This window comes from Flavobacterium jejuense (assembly GCF_006491595.2).
GTDB lineage: Bacteria > Bacteroidota > Bacteroidia > Flavobacteriales > Flavobacteriaceae > Flavobacterium > Flavobacterium jejuense.
In genome coordinates this window covers 1-1,663 of sequence record NZ_VEVQ02000039.1, presented here as the reverse complement: position 1 = coordinate 1,663, position 1,663 = coordinate 1, and the positions used below count along the sequence as shown (strand labels likewise).

At 29.1% G+C, this 1,663-nt stretch carries 2 protein-coding genes; both read left to right on the top strand.

Features of this window, described 5'->3' with window-relative positions:
• A partial coding sequence (locus FIA58_RS21105; protein WP_140964673.1) for an RHS repeat domain-containing protein occupies window positions 1–826 on the top strand: 826 nt, incomplete at its 5' end.
• Window position 827: 1 nt separating this feature from the next.
• Entirely contained in the window at window positions 828–1,331 is a 504-nt protein-coding gene (locus FIA58_RS21100) for a hypothetical protein (protein WP_140964672.1), read from the top strand.
• Window positions 1,332–1,663: the final 332 nt, after the last annotated feature.

Below are 1,663 nucleotides of genomic sequence, written 5' to 3'. Positions count from 1 at the left end.
ATTAAAAGGAGGAACACCTACAGTGCAATCTACTTACCAGTATAAATACAACGGTAAAGAACTACAAACGGAGCTTGGATTGAATATGTATGACTATGGGGCTAGGAATTATGATCCTGCACTAGGTAGATGGATGAATATTGACCCGCTTGCAGAAAATTCTAGAAGATGGACACCTTACAATTACGCTTATAATAACCCAATGTATTTTGTTGACCCTGATAGTATGCAGGCTGATGACTGGAGAAATAAAAAAAATCAGCTAGTTTATGATGCAGAAAAGCAAGTATATACAGCTAATGCTACTGCACAAGATAAAAAATTTGGTGAAACATTGAGAAAATCTGGTGCTGAAGGTCAAAAACAATTTGATGCTTTAACAAAATCGAAAGCAAAGGTTAAAGTTGATTTTCAAGAAGGTAAATCGCCAATATTAGAAGGACAACTTGGTTATACGGATGTCACAAAATCAGAAACAAAAGAAGATGGTAGTGTTGTTGTATTAGAAGCAACAATCAAAGTTTACATGGGTGAGATTGAAGAAATGCATCAATTAATAATGAATGACGATAATCCTAAAGAATGTCTTTCAATTTCAGAAAAACAAATAGAAAATGTTCATACTATTAAGGAGAATAATCTATCTGTATTTGAAATGGCAATTGGAACTTTTGGACATGAAATTGGTCATATAAATAATAAAAATGCAGAGTTAGTTAAAGAAGAAGATGCAGGGAAAAACTTTGGAAAGTATGGTTCTGAATTTTTGCCACAAATAATAGAAAATAGAATTTTAAATGATTTAGCAAAAAAGAAAAAGAAATAAGATGAAAAATATTTTTATATACTTGGTGTTACTCTTTTCTATTTCTTGTAAAAGTCAAGTAGTAGATAAATTAACTTTTGATTCACTTAAAATTGAATTAATAAATTTTTTAAGTTCTAAAAATGAACTTGATAAATCAAAAGCTGAAAAACTTAAAAAAGGAGAAAATAGTTTTAATCTAAATGGTATATTTAATAATAGACATGAAGGAGAATTGATAAATGGATTATATAGTTTTTCTATTTTTAGTTCTCATTCAAAAGGATATTTTGTTATAGTTGAAAATAATTCTTTTATAATACTAGATTTGTCTTCTAGAGAAGGTTTAGATAAAGGAATTAAAGATGTTTTAGATTTTTCAGAGAGAAGTAAATATTGTGTAGGTATAACAAGGGAAATTGTTGCTAGATTAGTTACGGTATATTATAATAAAAATAAATATCCTTTGGCAGGTTTTGATCTTAATTGTGAAAAAGGCATTATAAACACAGATGATTTACCTTAAAAACAGAATAAATTAAATAACCCGTTGGGTGTAATTAAATTGTTTGATTTGGTAATGTTTCAGAGTTAGTGATAGCAGTTTTTACAGAAGTTAACCAATTGAAAGTTAGTCTTTAATTGAAAAAATGTATAAGAAAGGAGCGCAATATGGCGTTCCTTTTTGTGTTATATAATGTCTTAAAACGAAGAAAATGATAAAAAAGGCGACCTTGTGTATCAGAGTTAGTGATAGCTAAAAACGTAAGAGGAACAGATGCTACAGGAGCAACTGGTTTACAAACGGTAGATTACAGTTACAACATAAGAGGTTGGTTAAAAGCCATTAATGATGTA

What these genes read in the sequence shown, in the direction of transcription:
- FIA58_RS21100 (WP_140964672.1), top strand. Translation starts at nt 828, where the DNA reads ATGAAAAATATTTTTATATACTTGGTGTTACTCTTTTCTATTTCTTGT.